Raw genomic sequence first — 19289 nt, 5'->3', positions numbered from 1 at the left:
AATATGGAGAATAGAATTTATGAGAAATTAAGTGAAATAAAAGATCTAAATGACAGAGTCCTACTTAAAAAAATAATGAATAGTGTATTTGAAGAGTTAGAGGAACATTCAAACAATAGAATTAATGGATTAGAAAAAAGAGTGTTTAACGAATTACATTATATAAAAGAAAAATACAATATCTATTCAACTATAGTTAAAAGAGACAGGCTTGATATAACTGATGAATTTCTATTTCCTATGTTATTAGAAGATACAGAAGAAAAAGTATACGATACTAAAGAAATTTTAAAAGTGCTTGAAGCCAAAGAAAGTAAGAAGCTGTTCAAGGTTTTTCTTAAATGTGATTATTTGATTTTTAAAGAATTTATCAGTAGAAATTCTAATATAAAGGGAGTAATAAAAACAGATAAGAAAACTTATGAAGCTCACTTTAAAGTTCAGGAAAATCATGAGTATAAAAGCAAAATAGAGAGATTATATAAAAGCTTTATAAACAGCAATATCGCATGGACAACAATTAATAATCCATATATTCATAAGATAGCAGATTTATTTTTAATTGGCTGCGAAGATAAAATTCAAGAGGATGAAGAGATAATTGAAATTGAGATAGATTTCGGGGATTATAGCAAGTACGTTAAATATAATATGGTTCCACTTTGGAACGTAAAGGAATTAAGCATAAAATGTAGCGGTTTTCCAATGCCGTGTATCGATAAAGTAGGGTACGAACATGATATCTCAATTGAAAAAGAAGGAAAAGATAACGGATATCTAATAGATAGTAAGAATCCAGATATTAATTGGGCTATGTTTACAAAAGAATCAGTAATAATATCTTCTAATATTAAGGATTCTATAGAGTGGAATTTATGGAGTATTATTAACTCTGATAAAAACGATCAAAAGAAATATGAGTATGAACTTATGACTAATCAAGTTAGTATAAACTTCTCTAATAAATTAGCTTTTGATAAATCATATACAATAAAAACAAAAACTGAGCTCTCAAGACTTATAAATTCATTTAAGGCTTCAAAATACTTAAAGTTTCATGATATTTCACTTATGGAAAATTCCAAAGAAGAGCAGAATCACACTTATGAAGTAAATAACTTCATTATTGATGAAATAAGGGAAGATAATATAAAAAAATCTCTTATTCTATACTTTGAGCCAGCCGATAAGGAAAATTATTTAAACAAGGATATTTTAAGTTTCTTAGTATCTGAAGTTCAATTTATATATCCAGAATATAAGTGTGAAGGAAGATTGATATGAATTATATTTGGGAAGTGCTTCTAAAAGCAGATGAAGAAACCATTCCTAGAGAAGATATTAAGTTTGTTCAAGCTGATGTATGCAGTCCATATATGGAAATTGCTCTTGATAATTTAAATTCAAATTCTCTTCCAGAAGATAATGTTATCGAAGTAAATGAATATTATAGATTTTACGAGATTTTTAAAGATTTATTTAATATAAATTTTCAAGAGAGCAAAGAGTTAAGAGAAGCGCTTTTAGATATATTATTGCATTATTTAGGGGAACTAGACTTAAAAAGCGGACTATGTAAAACAGAAATATATAAGAAGCTTTTATATAAGGATATATTAGATAACGTGTTTGGAGAAAAATTAAAGAAAAATATAATGTACTTCAATAAAGAGGAAGTAGATATCTTATTGAATGGCTTTATAACTTTATATAAAACAGGAACTTCAATTCAATTGTTCAAAGAGATTTTCAAGGAAATATTCAAAAAAAGCATAATTTATTCCAGCAAGGAAAAGCCTAAAAATATTTATATTTATCTAGATGAGATAAAAAAGGTAGAGCTTGAAAACAAAGTAAGCTCTATAGTAGATACATTTTTGCCAATAAATATGAAGCCATTAATATTTTGGGATAAGCATTTTGGGATTATTGGACTTAATGACACTATGAAAATCAATGAGGCAGTTATGGTTGAATAAGGTATATCAAGATAAAGACATTGATTTTAGTAAATCTTAGTTTCATATGTTTTAACAGTTTAGGAGGATAAAGATGAGTTTATATTCATACAAGTTGCATAAAGGAAATGAAGAGCATATTAAAAAAATTAAGTATAAAGAAAAAAATCTAAGGCTCATGACAACTTTTCAATTAAGAGAAATATGTAATAAAGAAAAGTTAGTAAAGAGTATAATTAATCCTCTTGATAAAGAAGAACTTATAAGACTCATAATGAAATACAGAGGAGAAAAGGAAAGTAAACTCATAAAGAATTACTTAGTTGGAGGAATTGAAAGAGTTGAAAGATTTTTAAGCAGAAGCAATAAAGAAGTGATTAATAATAGATATATAGATTATCCAGGTAAGATCACTATTTATGAAAACTTAGCTCTTGAAATTTATGATAATTATATTTTAAGAAGCAGCGAAAAGTTAGAAGAAGGCAATGTTCTTTTAGTTGATAGTAATTATAAGGTTTGTACTATATTTAACATTAAAAAATTGATACAGAATAATAAAGAAGAATACTACCTAACTAAAGGTGAATATATAGAGGCAAGAGAATCTGAAAGTAAGCATTATAGCCTTCTATTTTTTTCGGAAAAGGATTCAGAGACTATTTATGATACTTATGAAGGAGATAATATAGAAGTTGATTATAATATAAAGTTTACTTCGCTGCCTATATTACAATTTGAAGTTAAACCATTAAAAGAGACAAAAATGCCACTTGCAATTGATTTTGGAACATCAAATACAACTGCTGGTATTTATATAGATAAGGAAATATTTCCAGGATTAAATGAAAATTTAACTGATAATCGAGAATATGCAGATTACGAAAATGATAAAGTAAAATTCGTAAAAATAATAAATGAGAGCAAAGAAAATTTAGAAATAACACCACTTATACCGAGTATTGTAGGTGTTAAGAATATAAAAGAAGATGAAATAGAATATGCTTTTGGGCATGATGCAATGATTGAGGCAAGAAGAAGATATGTAGATGATGGAATGAGTCTTTTTTATGACATAAAGAGATGGATAAGTGACTTTGAAAAAAGTGAAAAAGTAATTGATGTAAAGAATAAAACTACATTTATAAAAAGAAAAGACATTATAAAAGCATATCTAGAGTACATTATATCTTTAGCACAGCAGAGATTTAAATGTAAGTTTAAAAATATCTATATATCCTGTCCATCAAAGCAAAAATATAAATTCCATACATTATTTAAAGATGTTTTAAGTGATTATACCGTTGAAAGTTCAAATATATTAGAAGAAAGTGCAGCTGTACTTTATAACACTATTTCAGATTTGATTGAAAAGAAGAAATATGTTCAAGGTGAATGGTATAAAGCTTTAATTATAGATTGTGGAGGGGGAACTACTGATCTTACTGGCTGTAGCTTTAGCATATCAAATAGCAGAGTCTCTTACAGATTAGATATAGAAACCTCCTATGAAAATGGAGATACGGACTTTGGAGGAAATAATCTTACTTTTAGAATATTGCAGTTAATAAAAATATTAATGGCAAATGCTTTAAGCAATTCTAAGAGTGAATTAAAAAAAGCAATAATGGATGAATTCAATATAGATATATTTAGATTCATAGATAAATCTGGGATTAATGAATTATACGAAACTTTAAATGAAGAATACGAAAAGGCAGAAGCAGTAATTCCAACAAAATTTCAGCTATATGAAACAAGAAGTAAAGAAGATTACTGTAAGGTGAGAAGTAATTACTATTTCTTATTTGATCTAGCAGAAGAAGTAAAGAAATTATTCTTCTCCAATCCAGATATTTTAAAGGTTTTATTAACGTCTAAGGAAGATACAAATTTAGATGAAAATATAATAAATTTTGATAAATGGAAATTATCTTACATTAACAAAGGAACTCTACAGGTGGTAAAGGAAGCTCCAAGTATAACTCTTAGTATCTATGAAATTGAAACCTTAATAAAAGGTGATGTTTATAACATAATAAAGAAATTTTTAGAAAAGTTATATGAAAATGATGAGTTATACGATTATTCTCTAATCAAACTAACAGGACAATCATGTAAGGTAGATATATTTAGAGATGCACTAAAAGAATTTATACCTGGAAAAATAATTGAAATAAATAAGAGCAAAAAGGAAGTTAAAGAGGAGTATGAATTAAAATTATCCTGTCTTAAAGGAGCTCTAAAATATTTATATGATAAGAATTTTGGCTATGCGGATATAAATATAGAAAGTAAAAAGCCTACTCTTCCATATTTATTAACAGCCTACACTCATGCTGGAGAACAAAAAACACTAATTAAAGGCAGGGAAATAAATAAAGGGTTTATTTCTAGGTTCATGGATAGAATTCTACTTAAATTATATTTAAAAGATAGCAATGATAATGTGAAATACGAATACAATTATCAATTTAATGAGGAAGAATTAGAAAAGACAAACGCAAAGAAAATAGGAGAAAGATATCCAAATATAAATCAGCATGAAACAGATAATATAGAAAATAATGAAGTGAAATTCTTTGTATGGGAAGAAGAAGAGCTATGGGGATTTTATGTGTTAGCCATTTTAAGAAAAGAAGAGGAACTCTATATAGGACAAGAAAAGTTCTTCTACTTTGAAAATGATAAATGGGAGAGAAACTTCTTTGATGGACTTAAATAAGTTCAGGTGAAAATGCCGAAATCAAATACATTGTTCTTCCGCAGGACTTATGAAAATATCGCTGAAAGCACTAAATGGAAGCTTGCACCTACATTAGCATGCTCCTACTTTCAGTATGACAAGCTAATCTAGAACAAGCTTCCATTAACTGCTTTTGGCAGTGATATTTTCAAATGCCTGCTTCAGAAAAATGTATTTGATTTCTGGTGAAGTATCCATTTTGAGTGCATTGAATATGAAACATAGATAATAAATTACTGGATGTAGAATTCTATAAAAGCATGATCAATATTTCTGGTATGTGACTGAACTTTATTGGTAGAAATGAGTACTGAGTGGGTGAAGTTTTATAGAAGAAGGTGCTTTTGGCAGCGAGATTTTCAAATGCTTGCTTTAGAAAGATGTATCTGATTTCTTAAATATTCTGAAGAATATATATTCTTCAGAATATTACAATATATATTCTTAAGAATTTTAGAAGTTAAGAATATAAGAATATAAGAATATAAGAATATAAGAATATCTGAGAAAATTTGATTCAAATGTGTTTGGTGGATATTTATAGAGTAAGCGACTATCATCAAATCATAAGTATATTGAGTGAAAGTTCTGCTAACTGAATAAAAGATTTAAAGAATAACTTTTGGGTTCTTTGTTTAAGAATTTGCTTGTAAGATATGGATTGTGAGAGTTGGATGAAAAGGAGGGAAGAAAGGTGTTTCAAAATAATTATCCGCTTTTTAATAGCGGACGACTTTTAAAAATAGAGATGCTGGAGGAGCTTAGAAATTTTCCAAGGGGATTTTTTGATGCGAGGATTAAGGGATATTCTAATGGAATAATCTGCGGATGCGAGATAGAGGTTTCTGATAACTACATAAGGATATTGGAAGGAATAATAAAATATCAAGATGTGATTTATCTTTTAAAAGAAGATATCAAGGTTGAATATACCTGTAATAATAAGCTTATGCTTTTAAAAATAAAATTCTTACCTGAAATACAGGATAGCGATTTTAAAATAAATTCAACGGAAATTTATCTAGATGAAAAGTTAGATATTAAAGAAAATGAGATTGAAATCTGTAGGTTTAAATTAAGAGCGGGTGCAAAGCTTAGAGCAGATCATACAGATTTTATTGATTTAAGCACAGAATACGATACGGTAAATACAATATATGCTCCTTACGCAGCTTATGGAAGTAGTAGCTTAAGTCCTGAAATTTTAAGAAGATTTGGAAGAGAATTATTAGAGTGTAATTTAAGTGAAGCCTGGGATATATCCTTTGCAATGATGTGTGTTCAAAGCAAGGATGCCATTCAAAAAGAAATAATAATAAGTTATCTAGTAAACAAATTAGATATTGAGATGAAAGAGTATAATAATGAGAATTTATACTTGTACCTTTTAGAAGTATTAAAAAGTGCTAAAGATGGAGCAAGAGGTAATGGGCGCAGAGGTAATGGAAGATTTAAAAAGATACTTATAGATTAAGGGTAACAAGGGGGATCTTTATGGGTACTGAGCGTGCATTAATGCATATAAAAAAGGCGTATATTTTAGCAATAGCATCAGGGATTATAGGTATTTTATTAACTATATTATCGGTTTTAGGAATTTGGAATTTAGGTTTGGATTTATATGAATTATTAGAGGTAATTATAATATTTGGACTAGCTTTTGGAATAAGTAAGAAAAGCAGAGTATGTGCAATTATATTATTTTTTTACTACATTATAAATAAGATTATTATATTATTCAGCAATGGAAGTTTAGTTGGTTTAGCAATAATGGTATTTTTTACAATAGAGTATTTTCAAGGAATAAGAGGCACTATACATTATCATAAAAATTTAAAGTTAGAAAGAATCAATAATGAAAATTTATCTTAATAGAAGTTGTATATGAAATTAAAGGAGGAAGGATATATGTCAGAAAGAGTTGATGAAAAGATTTTAGATTTCTTAAATGAAATGGAAAAAAGAGAAGAGATACAAAATATTTGTGATGGTAATCCCATTAAAATTGGAAAAAGATATTATGAATTTGAGGAAAAATGTTTTTTTGAGGATAAGTTAAAGATTTATATTCCAAAAGACTTTGAGGAAATGCCTTTAGAAGTTAGAAAATTGAAGTATCCATCAGAAAGTAGACCAGAAATAATAAGAAGTAATGAAGAGGGAAGTATTGCAGTAACTTTAAATATAATTGATAGTCCATTAGATGAAGAACGAGTAGAAGAACTAAAAGATGGAATGAAGATGATAATAAAAAAGACAAATCCTGCAAATGTGTTTTATGAGGATGGGATAATTGAGGTTGATTCAAAAAATGTAGGATTTTTTGAATTCAAGAGTTCTGCAATAGATGATTTTATATATAATTTAATGTTTTTTCTTGAATTTAAAGAAAAAACATTAATGGGAACTTTTAGTTGTTTATATAAAGATTATAAGGATTGGAGGGACGTTGCATTTCAAGTTATTAGGAATATAAAGGTAGAAAAAGAAAATGGGGAGGATGATGAATAATGAGTGAAGGATATATGTATACTCAAGGTGATATTTTAATAGAACCATATAAGTTTCAAAAAATAACAAAGCTTAAAGTTATAAGGGAATTAAATGAACATGCAAAACTTTACGTATGTGGGATTATTGATGAAGAAAATATTGATACGTATGTTGAAAGAGCTGATGAAGATTCAAACATTTCATTATCTTTAAAAGATGAGAATAACGCTGTAACAAATATATTTCAAGGTGTAGTTACTAATATTTCTGTTAATGCGGATAAGGATGTAAGAACCATGGAAATAGAAGCTCTAAGCAGAACCTTTCTTATGGATATTAAAAAAGTAACTAGAAGTTTTCAAGATGAAGACAGTACTTATGGAGATATTTTTGGAATAGTAGACAGCGGATACAGCAATATTCAAATGTCAGACAATATCACAAAAGGAGCTAAAATTGATAAATTTATAGTTCAATATAAAGAAACCGATTGGGAATTTATAAAAAGATTATCTTCGCACTTTAACATGCCAGTAGTATCTGAATGTCATTTAAGCGATATTAAGTATTCTATAGGAAATTCAGGGTGCTATAAGACTTATGATTTAAATGAATATAATTATTCCATAAAAAAAGGTTTAAAAGAATACAAGCTCAAAGCACAAAACGATGTTAGTGATTTAGATGATATTAATTTAATAAGCTATGAAGTCACCACAAATACGATAATGTATTTATGTAACTTAGTGAACTTTAAAGGTAGAAGTCTTTATGTATATAAATCAGTAATGGAACTTAAAAATGGAGCTTTCTTAAATAAATATGAACTTAGAGATGAAAAGGGAATAAAGGTAAGGAAAATTTATAATAACAAAATAGTTGGAATATCTTTAAATGGAACAGTTTCAGCAACTCAAAATGATGAAGTGAAAATAAGTTTAGAAATAGATGGAAGCCAAGATAGTTCTGCTGCAAGATGGTTTGAATATTCTACAGTTTATTCTTCAGAAGATGGGACAGGCTGGTATTGTATGCCTGAGGTCGGAGATGCTATAAGGTTATATTTTCCAGATAATGAAGAAAAAAATGCATATGCCATAAGCTCTGTAAATTTAAAAAGTAGTAATTCACAAAAACGAAGTGATCCATCTGAAAAAAATATTGGAACAAAATATGGAAAGCAGATAGTAATGAAACCAGGCGCAGTAGAAATAATTGGAGGAGGAAATCTTCTTATGAGACTTACTGATGATGGTGGAATAGAAGTTAAAAGTGATAAAAAAATAGTTTTAGATGCGCAGCAGGATATTGAAATAACAGGAGGAGGTAAGGTGTCAATTCAAGGCGGAGGAGGAGTAGCTCTAACTCAGGGAGGGGCTAATATTAACATACAGGATGATGTAACCATGAGTGGAGGAAAGGTTAAAATTGAATAAAGCTCTAAACAGGTATAGTTAAATAGATGACAAAATTAGTAAATGAATAATGAAATTTGTAAGTAGATATAAAAAGAAATTAGAAAATAGAAGGGAGGGAAAATTCAATATGTTAAAGCAGATAGATAAAGAAAAAGTGTTAATGGAATTTAATGAAAAGTACGTTGTAGATCAATGGGCCTATAAATTTCTAGAAGCTGATGAAATTTATAAGAGTGATAAGGAAGCTATAGAAGAAAATTTAATGATATCCTTTGAAGATATATGTAAGAAAGCTACAGAGCTTCAGAAAAAGAAGATTAAAGGTGAAATTAAGTACATTTACTTTTCGTTACTTATGACAAAGATTCTTGAATATGAAGGGGAATATAGAGTTGATTTGTATGATGAAAATTGGTTTTTAGATAAACAAGAGACCAGCACTAATCTGGATTTAAACTTTCTCTATGTTCCTCTTTTTGACTTTATAAGAGAACTAAAAGAAAAGAAGAAGATGTATGGAAGAACTATTACTGATATGGATGTAGAAAACATAATGCTTGGAGAAGTTAATAAGTTTCATGTATTAGCAGTTGAATTTTTAAAAAACACAGTTGAAAAATTTGTTACTACACCTGCCTATGATGAAATGGAAAAAGCCGATGATATAAAAATACTTGCAGGTGAGTACATGGATGAAGCAGAGATAATATATACACCTTAGAAAAGAGCAGCTATGCTGCAATACGGAACTTATCTGCAATAAACAACTTATTAATCACAATTCAAATCATTAATATAATAATATAAAAAGTTAACAATATAAAAACTTAAAAACCTAAGAGTGTAAGTTCTTATAAAGAAAAAAAGATACACATATAAAAAAAGTGGCTTTGCTACAATGATGAACTTTCATGCAGCAAAGAACTTATTTATCACAACCAAAATCATTAATATAACGATTAAAAAAGAAAACAATATAAAAATTTTAGAATTTAAAAAGAAACCAATATCTAAAGTTAAATATAAAACAATAAAAAAAGATAACAATTTATAGCAAAAATACAGGTTTAGAAGGTTTTTTATTTTTATATTGATATTAAGGATAAGGGGAAACTATGGATTATTTTTTATTAAAACAAGATGAAAGATATACAAATACTCCAAGGCTTATAGATATATTTAAAAAAATTGATGTTAGAAATATTAATTTGTTAAAAGCTCACAAAATAGAAGACATAATAGTTTTTAAGGTTAACACAAGCGAAGGAAGTGAATTTTTAGATATTTTAGATAATCAATTATTTCTAATATCAAAGCCTATGAGAGAAATAATTGAAAAATATGATAGTGGGATTTTGTTTAAAACTTTGGCTCTTATAGATAATCTTCATGATAAGCAGGTGAATTATTATTTACCCATAGTAGAAGAAATTGAAGCATTAAGTGAGAATGCAGAACTTAACTTAAACAAAACAGTTGTAAGAAAACTTATCTTAAATAAGGAAAAGATACAAAGTAGAAAGATTTTTAAAATAAAGGAAAGCTCAAAGCCACTAATTATAGTAAGGCTAGACATTGCTGAAAGTCTGCTTAGAAGAAACTTTAAGGGAATAAAGCTTGAACGAGTAGAAGTTAAGTAAGATAAAAGAAAATGATTTTAGATAAGAAAGAAGATGAATTATTGTGATAGAAGTTAATTTAACACGATTTTTAACAGGAGTAGCAACAAAAAAATTAACTAAAGATACAGTAAAGAAAAAAGGTGCAAGAGATGATGATGGAAATTTAATATTAAGAGAATCAAAGATTACCTCTATTTTGGCAGTAATATTATTTATTGTTATGTTTTCAGCACTTACTTTTTTAGCAATAACAGCTACAGATATAGAAGATAGAAATACCTTTATAGCAGTTAATGTAATGTTTAGCATTTTATTTATAATTTTGGCAATATACTTAAAGATTTCAAAAAAAGTAATAACTGAAGATAGTATTATTAGCCAAGGTCTATTTTTTAAAAAAGTTATAAAGTTTAATTTAATAGAAAGTATAGAATGTAAAAGCACTGGAAACAATGTTAGATTAATTTTAAAAGGAAATGGTAAAAAGATTATTGTACCAGCAATGCTAATTGGATTTAATGAATTTTTTGAAATACTAGAGAAAAGAGTGGGACAAGAAAAATGTAGAATGGCTAAATTAACGATTGAGTCATTTATAAAATAGAAGCAATAAACATAAGTTAGGAAGTGAGAAAATGAGCGATGGAGATAATTATTATATAGTCAGAGGAGCAAAAATGAGGTGTGAGAAAGGAACACATGCAAGAAAAATAAACCTTCCAGTAAGCCATGGGTCATATGTAAAAGGAAAGCCTATGATGAATCAAGGAGATAATGTAGCAGATAAAAATGTAAGTTATTTTGGAATATGCAGTGAATGTCAGGAAGGCGAAGATATCTATTTAATAGGAGAAGATGGTAATCAGCTTCCGCCAGGGAAAAAGTGTTTGGTTCAGATAGCTGGAGAGTGGAGTGATACGAAAGAGGATACATTAGTTGAAGGAAAACCAGCACTCACAACAGATTCTTGGCTAGTATGCTCTAAATATCAGGGAAAAATAAAATTTGAAACAAATGGTCAAGAAGAAGAGTGACTAAAATCAGACATAATAAAATTTGGTTAAAGTAAGCTCAGAATATAATAAAGATTTATATAGGGGCTCCTTAATAAATTTTAATATGTCATATCATAGGGAAAGGAGAAAGTGGATGGGAGCAGTTCATGGAATAAGAATAAAGTCACCATATACATTAATGAGACTTGAAGATATAAAAATTGAAAATAGACCTAATGAACATGGCTATTTGTATTTAAAAGCATTAGTTGATGATTCAATAAATTTTAAACATGCAGTAAATGCTTCCACAGATGATAAAATATGCGTTTATGAAGAAACTGATGAAGATGGTGCAATTGGTAATTCGGCGATTGTAGACATAAATGTAGTAGATGAGAGTAAAAGTAAAATAATATTTAATGGAATAGTGCAAAATGTTAGCGCTAGTAATGAAAATGGAATTTATTATATAGAAATACAAGGAGCTACATCAAGCTTTGAACTAGATGTAAAAGAAAAGAGTAGATCCTTTCAAAATGAAGAAATGACTTATGATGAGTTAATAGAAGAAATATTAACTGATTATTCTGGCTTTAGTTTTACTCAATGCATAGGAAACGGACAAGCTATAGGAAAGCCGTTATTTCAATATAAGGAAAGTGATTGGAATTTTTTAAAGAGGATAGCAAGTGAATTAAAATCAGAATTATATTGTGATATAATTAATGCAGGTAATATGTTTTATTTTGGAAGACCAAATGGTATAAGTTATGAAATAGAAGATATTACGAGCTATAGAGCATGTAAAAATTTAAAGAGATTTCATGAGGCTAGCGGATATGAAGATGGATATAATGATATTGACTATTTTTATTATGAAATAGAAACAAGAAATAAATACAATGTTGGAGATAATATTTATTTTAAACAAAAAGATTTATATGTAAATCAGTATTCAGCTTATGCTTTAAAGGATGAAGTAATCTATAAATATAGATTATGTAGAAAAAATGGAATATGGCAAACAAAACTCTATAATTCAGTCATAGCAGGGGCATCCATAGATGGAAAAGTACTTGCAGTAGAAGGAGAAAAGGTAAAGCTTCATTTAAATATAGATGAAAGTCAAAATGCAGATGAAGCATCATGGTTTCCATATGCACCACCAACAGGAAATATGATGTATTCAATGCCTGTCGTTGGAACAAGTGCAAGACTGTATTTTCCAAATGAAGAAAGTGAAGATCCAATAGTAACAGGTTGTGTAAGAAGTAATGGTAGCAGCTGCGCAAAGACTTCAGATACAAAAAATAGATATTTTGGAACAGAACATGGCAGCGAAATAGAAATGACACCAGGGGCAGTTAACATAAAAGGTGGAAGTAAAGAACCTTTAAGTATAAGCTTTGATGACAGTATAGGAGTTACTTTAAAGAGTCCAAAGAACTTAAACTTAAGTGCTTCTGATGATATAATAATAAAAACACCAGCAAATGTAAAAGTAAAAGCCCAAAGTCAAATTGGAGTAGTAAAATCAGGAACAGAAAACGGATTATCAGTAGAAACAGATATGCACTTTAAAGGCTCAAATGTCATAAAAGATGGAAGTGACAGAGAAACTTATGCGCCGTTTGATGATGAACCAAAGGCAGGAACAAAGCCAGAACCACCACCACCTCCTCCAGAGGAAAAGAAACCATTTGACTGGGGGAAATTAGCGACAAATGTACTTGCGGGATTAGCAGTTGTAGCGCTCGTAACAGTTGCGGTAGTAGCAGTAGCAGTTACATGTGGAGCAGCAGCGCCAGTAGTAGGAGCAATCGCAGCAGGTGCGGCAATAGCAGGAACAGCAGCAGTTGCAAGCCAGGCGGCATCGGATATAAGTCGTGGTGAAGTAAGTGATATGTCAACTTATATGTCAGTAGGCGCAAGAGAAGCTTTTATAGGAGCAGTATCAGGAGCAATATTTGGACCATTTGGAGCAGGTGAAGCTCTAGCCGGAAAAATGGTATTAGGCGGATTAACAAATGGATTTGAAAGTGTCTTAAGGCAGACATTAGAGGGAAAAGGAATAGATTTTAAAACCGTATTGTTTGATATGGGAGTTGGAGCAGCAACAGGTGGACTATTCCATGGTGCAGGAAAGTTATTTGAGAAAGCGTCACCGTTTGTTAAAAATGCATTCAATAAGGTATCATCTGAATTATCAGAAAATGCAAGAATAGCTAAAATAGCATTAAACAACATGCAAAAAGGACCGAGGTCAGTAGTTCTTGGAAGTAATTTAGGTAATGTTGATGAAGCTATAGGAAGGTTTACTAAGGAATTTAAGAATGTTAAGAATGAAATTAAGTTAGAACCTAAACCGATGAATAAAGTTATAGAAGTTCCTGAGTTTAATGTTAAGCCTAAGTTTAATAATGATCCAAATTTAAAAGCTGAATATACAAGACAAGTAAAGGGACAAGAAGAAGGATTGAATAAATTATCAATTAAGGAGTATCTTGATAATAGAGAAGCTTATGCAAATAGACTAAATGAACAAAAGTTGTCAGGAAAAAAGAATCCTAGTGGTAGAGATACAAAAGGAAATGCGCAGCAGCAGTTAGTGAGAGACGATGCATTAAATAGAAAAATTAAAGAATATAAAGATCAAGGATTAACACGTAAAGAAGCTAAAGAAAAAGCTGATGAATGGATTAAGACTCAAGCAGCTTTACATGATCCAGATCAAATTGCAGGCGGTAATCCTCTAAATGTAACTGGAATGGGTGATAAGCGAATTAACTCATCAATAGGATCACAGTGGAAATCAAGGGCAAATGATGTTGAAAAACAAGTTAGAAAATATATAAAGGATAACAATTTATCAGAGAAAGATTTAGAAAAAATTTATTTGAACATTAAATTATCATGTGGAGGAAAATGATATGAATGACGATATGAAAAAAGTATTTAGTGATTTTAAGTTACATGAAAAAGTAAGTGAAGATATAATAAGCAAATATAGAGATAAAGTTGGAGATGATGTTATAGAGATATGGGAAAAATATGGGTTTGGTACAACATTCAAAGGGTATTTAAAAATAATAAATCCAGATGAGATTCAAGAATTATTAGAGGAAACATATATTATGCCTTTTGATGATATTCCGATTTTTGTAACCGGCATGGGAGATATTATTACATGTAACAATAGAGGCAGTTTTGTAATTGCAGACTATAGACATCAACGAATAAAGGGATTATGGGTAGATAAAGAAATAGAATGGGACTTTTTCTTTGATGAAGATTGTAAAGAAGAATGGCGATGGGATCCATATTTCGAAGCTGTTGAGAAGTATGGAGAACCAGCGTATAACGAGTGTTTTGGTTATGAACCATTATTAAGCTTAGGTGGAAATGAGAGCGTAGATAATTTAAGAAAAGTAAATTATGAAGTTCATATAACAATTATGGCTGAAATTCAGGGAATATTGTCTTAAAAATAATATAAAAAATGAAGAGAGCAGGTAAGGGGAATTAAGTTAATAGAATCTTACCTGTTTTTGATTATATTAAATTATTAAATTATTAAATTACTACATATCACCAACAGGAAATATGATGTATTAAATACCAATAGTAGGAACAATCGCAAGGATATATTTCCTAAATGAAGAAAGCGAAGAACTAATAGTAACATAAAAGGTGGAAGTAAAGAACCTTTAAGTATAAGCTTTGATGACAGTACAGGAGTTACCTTAAAGAATCCAAAGAACTTAATAAACTTAAGTGCTTCTGATGAGATAATAATAAAAACACCAGCAAATGTAAAAGTAAAGGCTCAAAGTCAAATTGGAGTAATAAAATCAGGAACAGAAAACGGATTATCAGTAGAAACAGATATACACTTTAAAGGCTCAAATGTCATAAAAGACGGAAGTGACAGAGAAACTTATGCGCCGTTTGATGATGAACCAAAGGCAGGAACAAAGCCAGAACCGCCAGCACCACCACCAGAAGAAAAGAAACCATTTGACTGGGGAAAATTAGCGACAAATGTACTTGCGGGATTAGCAGCAGTAGCGGTTACATGTGGAGCAGCAGCGCCAGTAGTTGGAGCAATCGCAGCAGTTGCAAGCCAGGCGGCATAGGACATAAGTAGTGGTGAAGTAAGTGATATGTCAACTTATATGGCAGTAGGAGCAAGAGAAGCTTTTATAGGAGCAATATTTGTGGACCATTTGGAGCAGGTGAAGCTCTAGCTGGAAAAATGGCATTAGGCGGATTAACAAATGGATTTGAAAGTGTCTTAAGGCAGACATTATTGTTTGACATGGGAGCAGCAACAGGTGGGCTATTCCATGGCGCAGGAAAGTTATTTGAGAAAGCATCACCGTTTGTTAAAAATGCATTTAATAAGGTATCATCTGAATTATCAGAAAATGCAAGAATAGCAAAAATAGTATTAAACAACATGCAAAAAGGATCAAGGTCAGTAGTTCTTGCAAGTAATTTAGGTAATGTTGATGAAGCTATAGGAAGGTTTACTAAGGAATTTAAGAATGTTAAGAATGAGATTAAAAGTGGTGCTGATGGAGTTGATAAAGCTAAAATAGTACTAGGTAAAGAAGATTTAGATTTATTACGCAAAGAGTGGAACGTTCCTGAAACAGATACAATTGCAGTTGGAAAAACAAATATTTCAGGACTTGAGGATGTTACTTTTAAAGGTGGTTCCCCAGAAGTAAGAAAAGAAGCAGGATTACCTACATTAGATGATATTGCACCTAATAGAGAGTTTAAAGCACCTTATGATTATAAAAAAAATCCTAAACTAGCACAATTCACACGACATGCTGAAGAGGGTGTATTAAATGAATTTAACGATGCTATTAGAAAAGCAGGTATTAACTCAGAAGATGTTACAGGTAATTTGTATATTCATCAGTCAAATCCTAGAGGTGTTTGTAATAAATGCTCTAAAGGATTGATAAATATCTTCCCAAAAGAGAAGTGCGGAATTTTCTATCAGGCAAGTAAAAAATATCCCAATTTAAATATAATTGTCACTTCAGAAGTTGATGATAGCGTTAAGGTTAATGGTTTAACATCATTTATATTAAAGAATGGAAAAATAATAAAATAACTTAGGAGAGAGAATATATGGAATTGCAAATATTAAGTAAATTAAAAGATGAAGTTAAGGTTGGTTTTGTTATTACTATCGCAGAAAAAGTTTTTTTGAAGATAAAGTTAACGGATGAAAGATATGCTGATGGAAGAGAAGCATTAAATAAATGTTGGACTTGGGCTGAAACTAATGGTATTTCGGCAGATGATTTATACGAGGTGATTGATAATGCTGAATGCACAGGGATTTCAGAATTTGCAGAAGACGAAGAAGATTTAAATATTGCGAGATTGTGGTCTTTATTAGTCGATACCGTTTCATATACAGCATGGAGAGCATATAAAAAAGAAAATACAAAATATTTCCCACAGGCACTAGAAGGTATAAAAGAAGAGAGTATTATTATTTTTATGGAAAGTGCAGTGGAAACAAGTTTCATTAGCAAAGATGAAATTGCATTAATGGAACAACATCTTTTAGCTAATTATCAAATAAGTGATGATAAGATAGTAATTAATAGAGAGAGTTTTATAAAAAAAATTACTAATAATTTTTAGTTTATTAATATAAGCAAAGAATTTATAATTGTATGATTAGCATCTATAATGCTTCAAAATGTCGAAACATTATTAGAAACAAATTCTAGCTGGATAAAGAGATTAAAAAAAAAATATATATAGTAATTTATTGTATTAATTCTGTAGTAAGTTTTATAATTACAATGTATACTATAAAAACTCCCAATAACCGTTAAAAAGAGGGTTGAATGCAAAGTATTCAAGAAAAATTTCTTTTTATGTGTGATTCAAGTTAATAATTAAATTCCAATAGATGCAATAAAGGTATTTATTGGAGTTTTTCCTTTTAAGGTTTAACTTGGATGGATGTGTTATAGTGAGGATGTAGTTTGGTTGTATACAATCTAGTGAAATAAATATTTTAGGAGTAATAAAATCAGGAGCAGCAGTTGCAAGTCAGACAACATCGGATATAAGCCGAGACGAGGTAAGCGATATGTCAGCTTATGTATCGGCAGGTGCAAGAGAAGCCCTTACAGGAGCAGTATCAGGGGCGATATTTGGACCACTTGGAAGTTTTGAAAGTCTAGGTGGAGTTATGGCATTTGGTGGAATAAATGGCATGGCTGATAGTGTCTTAAATTAGGCAATTGACGGAAAGTTCAGTCTGAAGCAAACCTTGCTTGATGGACTTATTGGAGCAGCAACAGGTGGATTATTACATGGAGAAGGGAAACTTATATCAAAAGTTTCGCCTTTTGTAAGTAAATCAATTGGAAATGTACTTGGTAAAATATCTGGCGAAGCAAAAAGTATACTAGGTAAGATATCTGGAAAAGCAGATGATATATTAGGTGCATTCAGTAAGACAAGCAAAGAATTATTTAATAAAGTGGCTAATAAAGTTGATGATGTAGCAACTAGCATTAAAAATAGTGCTCAAGATCTGGTGGATAGAGCTGCTAATAAATTTAATGAAGTAACTACCCAAATTGATAATAAGATTCAAGACGCGTTACATTCAGTAGCTTCAAAAGCAGATGATGGATTAAATGTATTAAATCAGGCAAGGTATAATGTTAGAAAAGCCATTGGATTTGAAGAAGAGTATGCAGTCCCAGGGGGCGGATATGTAAATAACGCACCAGAAGAAAAATCAGTCTTTAAAAATATGGTTTCTAAGAGTGAAGGAAAAGGTAAAGGTTATGAAAGAGTTGTTGAAGTTAACAAAGAGTTAGATATTGATCAAGAATATAATGAAATTGAAAGCTATAGAAAGAAATTAGGGGTAGGCCCATACTCATTAGAATCAGGGAATACAGTAGCGTGTGTAAATTTAGATGGAGAAAGATTTTTTGGAGTTAATTCTACTATCACAAAAGAATCCCAAGAAGCAACAAAGGCATTAAGGCAAAAATGGTTTGAAAAGATTCAATGGGTGCCACCTAAAAAGAAGCAACCACTGCATTTAGGGCATGCTCAATCATTGACTCATGGTGAGGCTCATTCTTTGATTAATGCTTTTGAGACAAAAGGTAGTTTACCTAAAAAAATTACAATGGTTGTAGACAGAAAGACATGTAATATGTGTAGAGGAGAATTGCCGGCATTATTAAAAGCCTTAGGAGTAGAGGAGTTAACAGTATATTCAGGAGGATTATCTGAACCAATAATAATAAAAGCAATACAATAGGAGGTAAAAATGCATGATTAGATACAATGGACCAATTGAAGCTGAAAAGCAAGATCCTAGCTTAGGATATATTAGAGATATTATTTTTAACAAGGATGAAAATTATTGGAGACAAGGTGGGGGAGATTCTTGTATAGAAGTAGATGAAATTGAAGAACGGCTTATCTTTTTTTATGATGAGCCATATGGTTTTTTTATAATAAGGCATCCAGATTATTTAGTGCCAATTGATAGAAAACTACCAATTAAAACAGTGGAACATATGGTAGGAGGAGAGCCAATGAGGATACCTACATGCAGTTATGTTAACAGAGAAAAAGCATTTAAGATAATTCTTAATTTTATAGAAAATAGTAATATTGAAGAGATAGTTGAATGGATAGATTTATATGAAATTGAGTTTGATCATGGTTTTAATGAATAGTAAATATCATTCAAGTAATAATTAATTACTGAAGAAAGTGTAATAAATTTAACAAAAACTTACTTCTGAATTTAATCTAACATCGAAGCTTCAATAGATGATAAGAATTTCGCTATTGGAGCTTTACTTTTTATACATAAATTTGCTATGGGTAATAAAATTATTCAAACTAAAAAAGACAAGAGCTAACAGTAACAGGTTGTGTAAGAAGTAATGGAAGCAGCTGTGCGAAGACATCGGATACAAAAAATAGATATTTTGGAACAGAGCATGGCAGCGAAATAGAAATGACACCAAGAGCAG

Annotated in this window: 18 protein-coding genes; all 18 read left to right on the top strand. The window is 29.9% G+C overall.

Going from position 1 to position 19289, the window contains the following annotated elements; genetic code table 11:
- Positions 1–3 precede the first annotated feature (3 nt).
- The 18 genes from F3K33_RS22540 (at position 4) to F3K33_RS22455 (ending at position 18986) form a co-directional block, all read left to right on the top strand.
- Positions 4–1284: a hypothetical protein gene (locus F3K33_RS22540; RefSeq protein ID WP_039770070.1), complete on the top strand. Its 1281-nt coding sequence runs from the start codon at positions 4–6 to the stop codon at positions 1282–1284.
- Positions 1281–1979, top strand: a complete 699-nt coding sequence (locus tag F3K33_RS22535; RefSeq protein ID WP_039770072.1) for a hypothetical protein — start codon at positions 1281–1283, stop codon at positions 1977–1979. Before F3K33_RS22540 ends, F3K33_RS22535 begins: the two co-directional genes overlap by 4 nt.
- A gap of 73 nt (positions 1980–2052) precedes the next feature.
- Positions 2053–4683, top strand: a complete 2631-nt coding sequence (locus F3K33_RS22530) for an Hsp70 family protein (RefSeq protein ID WP_039770074.1) — start codon at positions 2053–2055, stop codon at positions 4681–4683.
- A 715-nt stretch (positions 4684–5398) separates the two neighbouring features.
- Positions 5399–6178 carry a hypothetical protein gene (locus F3K33_RS22525; RefSeq protein ID WP_039770077.1) on the top strand — a complete coding sequence of 260 codons (780 nt, stop codon included), beginning with the start codon at positions 5399–5401 and terminating at the stop codon, positions 6176–6178.
- Positions 6179–6198: 20 nt separating this feature from the next.
- The gene (locus F3K33_RS22520; RefSeq protein ID WP_039770078.1) at positions 6199–6576 is read left to right on the top strand and encodes a hypothetical protein; all 378 of its coding nucleotides are present in this window, start codon (positions 6199–6201) and stop codon (positions 6574–6576) included.
- 36 nt (positions 6577–6612) lie between these two features.
- Positions 6613–7215 carry a hypothetical protein gene (locus tag F3K33_RS22515; RefSeq protein ID WP_039770080.1) on the top strand — a complete coding sequence of 201 codons (603 nt, stop codon included), beginning with the start codon at positions 6613–6615 and terminating at the stop codon, positions 7213–7215.
- Positions 7215–8633, top strand: coding sequence for a contractile injection system protein, VgrG/Pvc8 family (locus F3K33_RS22510; protein WP_039770082.1), 1419 nt, complete (start codon positions 7215–7217; stop codon positions 8631–8633). The genes F3K33_RS22515 and F3K33_RS22510 overlap by 1 nt, the downstream gene beginning before the upstream one ends.
- Positions 8634–8742: 109 nt before the next feature.
- Positions 8743–9336, top strand: a complete 594-nt coding sequence (locus F3K33_RS22505) for a hypothetical protein (RefSeq protein WP_039770084.1) — start codon at positions 8743–8745, stop codon at positions 9334–9336.
- A gap of 394 nt (positions 9337–9730) precedes the next feature.
- On the top strand, positions 9731–10255 hold the full coding sequence (locus tag F3K33_RS22500) for an imm11 family protein (RefSeq protein WP_039770087.1): 525 nt from the start codon (positions 9731–9733) through the stop codon (positions 10253–10255).
- A gap of 43 nt (positions 10256–10298) precedes the next feature.
- Positions 10299–10841, top strand: a complete 543-nt coding sequence (locus F3K33_RS22495; protein ID WP_039770089.1) for a hypothetical protein — start codon at positions 10299–10301, stop codon at positions 10839–10841.
- Between the two features lie 31 nt (positions 10842–10872).
- Positions 10873–11271, top strand: a complete 399-nt coding sequence (locus F3K33_RS22490) for a DUF4280 domain-containing protein (protein WP_039770091.1) — start codon at positions 10873–10875, stop codon at positions 11269–11271.
- A gap of 115 nt (positions 11272–11386) precedes the next feature.
- On the top strand, positions 11387–14164 hold the full coding sequence (locus tag F3K33_RS27075; RefSeq protein WP_069187752.1) for a polymorphic toxin type 15 domain-containing protein: 2778 nt from the start codon (positions 11387–11389) through the stop codon (positions 14162–14164).
- Between the two features lies 1 nt (position 14165).
- Positions 14166–14720: a T6SS immunity protein Tdi1 domain-containing protein gene (locus F3K33_RS22480; RefSeq protein WP_051144782.1), complete on the top strand. Its 555-nt coding sequence runs from the start codon at positions 14166–14168 to the stop codon at positions 14718–14720.
- Between the two features lie 770 nt (positions 14721–15490).
- The gene (locus tag F3K33_RS26660) at positions 15491–16366 is read left to right on the top strand and encodes a hypothetical protein (protein ID WP_207708565.1); all 876 of its coding nucleotides are present in this window, start codon (positions 15491–15493) and stop codon (positions 16364–16366) included.
- 17 nt (positions 16367–16383) lie between these two features.
- Positions 16384–16908 carry an Imm6 family immunity protein gene (locus tag F3K33_RS22465; protein WP_039770095.1) on the top strand — a complete coding sequence of 175 codons (525 nt, stop codon included), beginning with the start codon at positions 16384–16386 and terminating at the stop codon, positions 16906–16908.
- Between the two features lie 457 nt (positions 16909–17365).
- Entirely contained in the window at positions 17366–17515 is a 150-nt protein-coding gene (locus F3K33_RS26535; protein ID WP_155772817.1) for a hypothetical protein, read from the top strand.
- 33 nt (positions 17516–17548) lie between these two features.
- Positions 17549–18562, top strand: a complete 1014-nt coding sequence (locus tag F3K33_RS22460) for a deaminase (protein WP_039770097.1) — start codon at positions 17549–17551, stop codon at positions 18560–18562.
- A 13-nt stretch (positions 18563–18575) separates the two neighbouring features.
- A complete protein-coding gene (locus F3K33_RS22455) occupies positions 18576–18986 on the top strand; it encodes a hypothetical protein (RefSeq protein ID WP_039770099.1) in 411 nt (136 codons plus the stop codon).
- The last annotated feature ends 303 nt before the right edge of the window (positions 18987–19289 follow it).

Origin of the sequence: Clostridium beijerinckii (assembly GCF_008705175.1) — a bacterium.
In the GTDB taxonomy this organism is placed as follows: domain Bacteria; phylum Bacillota; class Clostridia; order Clostridiales; family Clostridiaceae; genus Clostridium; species Clostridium beijerinckii.
This window is presented reverse-complemented; position numbering and strand designations above follow the sequence as displayed.